The sequence below is a fragment of the Fusobacterium sp. genome, from assembly GCF_030528405.1.
Lineage (GTDB): Bacteria > Fusobacteriota > Fusobacteriia > Fusobacteriales > Fusobacteriaceae > Fusobacterium.
Genome location: NZ_JAUMYY010000034.1, coordinates 12,256 through 18,608, shown reverse-complemented (window position 1 = coordinate 18,608; position 6,353 = coordinate 12,256). Strand labels below are relative to the sequence as shown.

Sequence of the window (6,353 nt, the reverse complement as noted above, 5' to 3'; positions counted from 1 at the left end):
CTTTCTCAAGTGGACATTTGTTATCTTACCACCTTTATTATTTTTTGTCAACTTAATTTTTTTATTTTTTTAAAAAATTTTTTTCTAATACTTTCAATTATTAAGTAGACATTTTTATATAAATAAATCTATATTTTTTACTTAAATACTTTATCTTAACTTATATTACATTTTTATAATAGTACGGAAGAACTGATAAATTTTTTTAAAAAAAATATTATTGCTTTTTTATAAATTTGGTGATATAATACAATGCGTATTATATAATGATATATTTAAGGAGGTGCTAATAATGCAAAGATGTGAAATTACTGGAACAGGTCTTATAAGTGGAAATAAAATATCTCACTCTCATAGGCTTACTAGAAGAGTTTGGAAACCTAATCTACAAGTTACAACTATAATGGTTAATGGTTCTCCAATAAAAATTAAAGTTTGTGCAAGAACTTTAAAGACTTTAAAAGGGGCTTCAGAAGTTGAAGTTATGAGAATTTTAAAGGCAAATGCTGATACTCTTAGCGAAAGATTAGCAAAACATTTAGCTAAATAACTTAAATAACAAAAAGGCAATTTTGAACTGCCTTTTTTTATTTTAATACATATTTATAACAGGAACTTCATAAGGATGAGCTTTCTTTATTAAATAGTAAGCCAAATCCTTAAATTCTTTCTTAACCCTAAACTTCATTAGCTTTTCTTTTGCTACACTCTCTTTTCCAATCTCTCCATTAAAAGGTTTAGCTCCCGAAAGAGTGGTCCAGTGTCCTATAACATCTGAAGTAGCATAAACATCTGCATAAAAACCCTCATTTAGTAAAGAATACTCTTTAAGACTATCTACTATATTTTTTACATAATTCTCAGGAACAAAAACTTCAAAATTTGTAAATTCCTCTTTAAATTCTAAGTTATAGGACAATAAATTATCATCTTCATAATTTAATGTCAAATAAAAAAAAGGACACTTTCCTCTTATTAAATCTAAAAAAATTCTATCTCCTTCCCATAAATTAAGTTTAAAGACTTCTTCTTTATCAATCCATTTTAAGTCTCCTTCACTACAATTTTTTATTTTACCATAAAAATCATTTGAAGTATATAAGTACATATAAAGTGGCTTTTCATCATTAAAATTAAAAACTACTATTCCTCTAAAGTCATAATTATTTATTATCAATGATGTTTCTTCTTTCACTTCTCTTAACAAGCATTTCTCTGGGCTTTCACCTTTTTCAAGCTTCCCTCCTACACCTAGCCATTTCCCTTTATTTATATCATTTTGTTTTTTTGTTCTATGAAGCATCAGATATTTTCCTTCCTTTTCTAAATAACAAAGAGTTGTTATCATAAATTATCCTCCCTTATTCTTTATTGAAATTATATAATATAAAATTTATAAATTCAATTTTCTTCATATTTAAACTTAAGTATGCTATGATGAAATAAAAAATTTTATAAGAGGTAAAAATTTGAAAAATATAATTAACAAATCTATTGAAACATCAATTTTTGATTCTAATTTAGATTCAAATATAAATTTTCAGCATTCTTTAATTAGTAATGATGAAGAAAAGATTATAACAATTTTAAGGGAACAACTAGAAAACTGTGATGAATTTATTTTTTCTGTTGCGTTTATAACTATTGGTGGTTTGACTCTATTTTTAGAAGAATTTAAAAAATTAGAAGACAGAAACATCCCAGGTAAAATTTTAACTGGTGACTACTTAAATTTCACTGAACCTAAAGCTCTTGATAAACTTCTTTCATACAAAAATATTGAATTAAAAATTATCAACAACAAGAAATTTCATCCCAAGGCCTATTTTTTTAGAAAGGGAAATCTTTGGACCTTAATAGTTGGTAGCTCTAATCTCACTCAGGCAGCTTTAACTGTTAATCTTGAATGGAATTTAAAAATTAATTCTCTTTCAAATGGTAAAATCGTTAAATCTAGTTTGGAAAAGTTTTATAAAATTTTTGATTCTTTAAGTAAACCTTCAAATGAAGAGATAAAAGAGTACAAAAAAAGATACGATGATTTTAAAAAAATCAGATTTTCATACCCTGAATCTACTGATTTTTCAATTATTGAACCAAATTTTATGCAAAAGGAAGCTTTAAAAAATTTAAAAGATTTATCTTTCAAAAAAAACAAAGCTTTATTAATAAGCGCAACAGGAACTGGAAAAACTTATTTAAGTGCCTTTGCAGCAAAAGAATATAAGGCAAAAAGAATTCTTTTTATTGCCCATAGAAGAATAATCTTAGAGAAATCTATGAGTAGCTTTAAAAAAATTTTTAGAACTAGAAAAATGAAAATTTTTGAAAAAAATAAAGCTAACTTATTTGATGACGAATTGAACGGTTCTAATTTTAATAATAACTTTATTAAAGAAGATAAGTCCATTACTTTTGCAATGATTCAAACACTTAATAAGGAAGAAAATCTACAAAATTTCCCTAAAGATTTCTTTGATTATATAATTGTCGATGAAGTTCATCACAGTGCTGCTAAAACTTATCAAAAAATACTAAATTATTTTGAACCAAATTTCTTATTAGGTCTTACTGCTACTCCAGAAAGACCTGATAAATTTAATATTTATGAATTTTTTGATTACAATATTGCTTATGAAATTCGTTTACATCAAGCAATGCAGGAAGACTTACTCTGTCCTTTTCATTACTTTGGTATTTCTGATTTAATTATAAATGGTGAAAGCATAGACAATAAAAGTTCTTTAAGGCTTCTAACTTCTGATCAAAGGGTTTTACATATCTTGGAAAAAAGTAATTATTATGGTTACAGTGGTGATAAATTACATGCTTTAATCTTTGTTTCCAATGTAGAAGAGGCTAAAATACTAGCTAAAAAATTTAATGAATTGGGAAGAAATGCAATCGCTTTAAGTTCACAAAATTCAGATATTGAAAGAGAGGAAACTATTAAAAAATTAGAACAAGGTGAAATTGAATTTATAATCTCTGTTGATATTTTTAACGAAGGTATTGACATACCTTGTATTAATCAAGTAATTTTTTTAAGACCAACACAATCTTCAATAATATATATTCAACAGTTAGGACGTGGCTTACGGAAAAATAAGAATAAAGACTACACTGTTATTTTAGATTTTATAGCAAATTATGATAAAAACTTTTTAATTCCAATAGCAATTTCTCAGAATTCTAACTTCGATAAAGACTCTATGAAACGCTTTATGATGAATGCTACAAACATGCTTCCAGGTGAGAGTAGTATAAGTTTTGATGAAATTTCAAAAGAGAGAATTTTTGAAAATATTAATCAATCTAACTTTTCAAATAAGAAGTTAATAGAGCAAGATTTTAAACTATTAAAAAAACAATTGGGAAGAATTCCTATGCTCGTAGATTTCTTTGATAAAAATATGATAGACCCCTGTGTTATTTTGAAATACAAAAAAGATTATGACTCCGTTTTAAAAAGTATTCAGCCACAGCTAAATCTGGGTAAACTTTCTAATTTAGAAAGACAATTTTTAGTTTTTTTATCTACTTTTTTCACCCCTGCTAAAAGAATTCATGAAATGCTTATCTTAAAAATTTTTTTAATACAGAAAAATGAACAAGGTTTAAATTCTCAAGATATTTCTAATATATTTAGTGGTCAATACTACTTATTTAAACAGGATAAAAATATAAAAAATGCTCTTAAGCATTTGGCTAAGGAAATCTTTATTAATTTATCACAAATTAAGCCGTATCCAAGTATTTTAGAAAATACAAATGGAGAATACTCTTTAAGTGAAAACTTTAAAAATAGTTATAAAAATAATCTTTATTTCAAAAATCTCATTGATGATTTAATTAAATATAATCTAAAATATTATAAAAAATATTTTGAACAAGAAAATGAAATTAGTCTAAAGTTATATGGAGAATACACTAAACAAGAAGCATTTTGGCTTGCAAATTTAGATTTTAATAATGGTTATCAAGTAAGTGGCTATACAGCATTTAATAAAGAAAAAATACTTATGATTTTTATAACTATGGTAAATTCTAATGCTAGAAATATATACACAAATGTTTTTTATGATAATCACTGTTTCAACTGGTTTTCTAAAAGTAGCAGATATCTGCAAAAAAATGGTCTAGATACTGTAGAAGGAAAAATAGCCAAAGGATTTTATAATATATTAGTTTTTGTAAAAAAATCAAATGGTGAAAATTTTTATTATTTGGGAGAAGTGGACAAGATCTTAAATGTCAATGAAACTAAAGATATCAATAATAAAAGTATGATTGAGTACATTTTTAGATTGAAGTATGGCTTAAAAAAAGATTTACTAAATTATTTCAATTTTTAAAAAAATTACTTGCAAAAAATAAAAAAGCATTATATAATTCATATATAAGAAAGATATAATATTTATATATGAAAGGATGAGATTTATGGATCTTATAGAAATTGGTCTAGCTAGCTTCTTAGGGCTTAAACTGGTTCATATTGGCTATGCTGTCTACAATTATAAAAATTCAAGAAAGTAAAAAATAAAAGTAATGGAGTTGTTACAAAATTTTAAAAAAATTTATAACAACTCCATTTTTTATTCACATATATTTGATAGATATTTTTCACCAGAATCTGTTGCTAATATTAAGATCTTAAGATTTTTATTAATATTTCTTTTTGAATATTCAAGAGCAGCTGCAAAAACTGCTCCAGTTGAAATTCCTGCTAAAATTCCTTCATTATAACTTAAATCTCTCATAGCTTTATACGCTCTATCACATTCACATGTTAAAATTTCATCTGCTAAGGAACCTTCATATACATCTGGGATTTTTCCAGCACTCATCCCCATACCTTGTATCTTATGAGGGCCTATATAACCTTTTGAAAGTAAAGGCGATGATGCAGGTTCTACTGGTAATGTTTTTATATTGGGAAGAACCTCTTTTAATTTCTTAGCTGTTCCTGAAAAACTTCCTCCTGTTCCAGTCCCACAAATAAATACATCTAAATTTTTACCCATATCCTTTAAAATTTCTTCTGCTGTTGTTTCATAGTGTGCTCTAGGATTGTTTATATTTGAAAATTGATTGGGAACAAAACAATTAGATTCTTTAGCACAAATTTCTTCAACTTTCTCTAAACAAGCTTTCATCCCTAACTTTCCATCAGTCAATATAACCTCTGTTCCGTAGGCTTTCATAAGCTGAATTCTTTCAATACTCATAGTATCTGGCATAACAATTTTCAACTTGTATTTTTTCACAGCACAAATCATAGCTAGACCTATTCCAGTATTCCCACTCGTTGCTTCTATTATAACTGTATCCTTATTTATAAGTCCTTCTTTTTCAGCTTCTTCTATCATTCTTAAAGCTATCCTATCTTTTGTACTTCTACCAGGATTTGCTCCTTCTAACTTAATGAAAATTTCATTCCCATAAGTATCAATATTATTAATTTTAACTATCGGTGTATTCCCAATTAAGTCAATTACTGAATTTACAATCATAAAACACCTCCTAAATTTCTCCTATTTTCATTTTATAACAGAAAACTAAATAAAAACAGAAGACAGAAAATTATTTTAAAAGTTCCATTTTTTTTTATTTTTATATTACTAATTAATAAAAATATTTTTTTAAAAGTTCTTAAAAAAATGTTTTTAATTTTTTAGCTATAATTAATTCTTTTTCTTCTAATTTATAACTTATTTTATAAATTTACCGTCTAAAATTTAATCAATATTATTACTTTGACAATTCATAAAACTAAACTTACCTTAAAAAATAAATCTATTTGGTGCATACTTTTATTTCGCCTATTTAAAATTCAAAAATAAAAACTCTCTAAAGTAATATTTTAGAGAGCTGTATAAATATACATTATCTTAAAAAATAAATGGTGCCTAGGAATGGATTCGAACCATCGACCGTACGGGTATGAACCGTATGCTCTAGCCAACTGAGCTACCTAGGCATAACAAAATAATAATACTATACTAGTTATCAAATGTCAATACTTTATTTTACAACTTTCAAAATTTTTATTTTTCTGTTAACTTATTCTGTATTTTATGTTAGTATGTAATATATATTAGAAAAGAGGTTTTTATGGAAGTAGATTTACATATACATACAACAGAATCTGATGGTAGTCTTAGCCCTAAAGAGATTGTTGAAATGGCTGTCAAAAAAAATATGAAAGCTATAGCTATAACAGATCATGATAATGTTAATGGCTTAGAAGAGGCTAACTTTTACGCTAAACTAAATAATTTAGAACTTGTAAATGGTATAGAGTTTTCTTGCTCTAGCTCTGGTAATGAAGTTCATATTCTAGGTTATTTTCT

General features: G+C 25.7%; 5 protein-coding genes and 1 tRNA gene. 3 read left to right on the top strand and 3 right to left on the bottom strand.

The features are described from left to right. Positions 1-292: 292 nt before the first annotated feature. Positions 293-550, top strand: a complete 258-nt coding sequence (gene rpmB / locus Q4A58_RS06340; RefSeq protein WP_303117573.1) for a 50S ribosomal protein L28 — start codon at positions 293-295, stop codon at positions 548-550. A gap of 42 nt (positions 551-592) precedes the next feature. Here rpmB and Q4A58_RS06335 read toward each other — a convergent pair whose 3' ends face one another. Continuing rightward, entirely contained in the window at positions 593-1,348 is a 756-nt protein-coding gene (locus Q4A58_RS06335; protein ID WP_303117571.1) for an NUDIX domain-containing protein, read from the bottom strand. Positions 1,349-1,469: 121 nt separating this feature from the next. Between Q4A58_RS06335 and Q4A58_RS06330 the strand changes: the two genes are divergently transcribed. After that, a complete protein-coding gene (locus tag Q4A58_RS06330) occupies positions 1,470-4,355 on the top strand; it encodes a DUF3427 domain-containing protein (protein ID WP_303117570.1) in 2,886 nt (961 codons plus the stop codon). A gap of 240 nt (positions 4,356-4,595) precedes the next feature. Here Q4A58_RS06330 and cysK read toward each other — a convergent pair whose 3' ends face one another. Then, entirely contained in the window at positions 4,596-5,513 is a 918-nt protein-coding gene (gene cysK, locus Q4A58_RS06325; protein ID WP_303117568.1) for a cysteine synthase A, read from the bottom strand. Positions 5,514-5,903: 390 nt separating this feature from the next. Next, positions 5,904-5,980, bottom strand: a tRNA-Met gene (locus tag Q4A58_RS06320). 134 nt (positions 5,981-6,114) lie between these two features. On the opposite strand from Q4A58_RS06320, the gene Q4A58_RS06315 reads away from it, so the two are divergent. After that, on the top strand, positions 6,115-6,353 hold a 239-nt coding region (locus Q4A58_RS06315), incomplete at its 3' end, for a PHP domain-containing protein (RefSeq protein ID WP_303117566.1).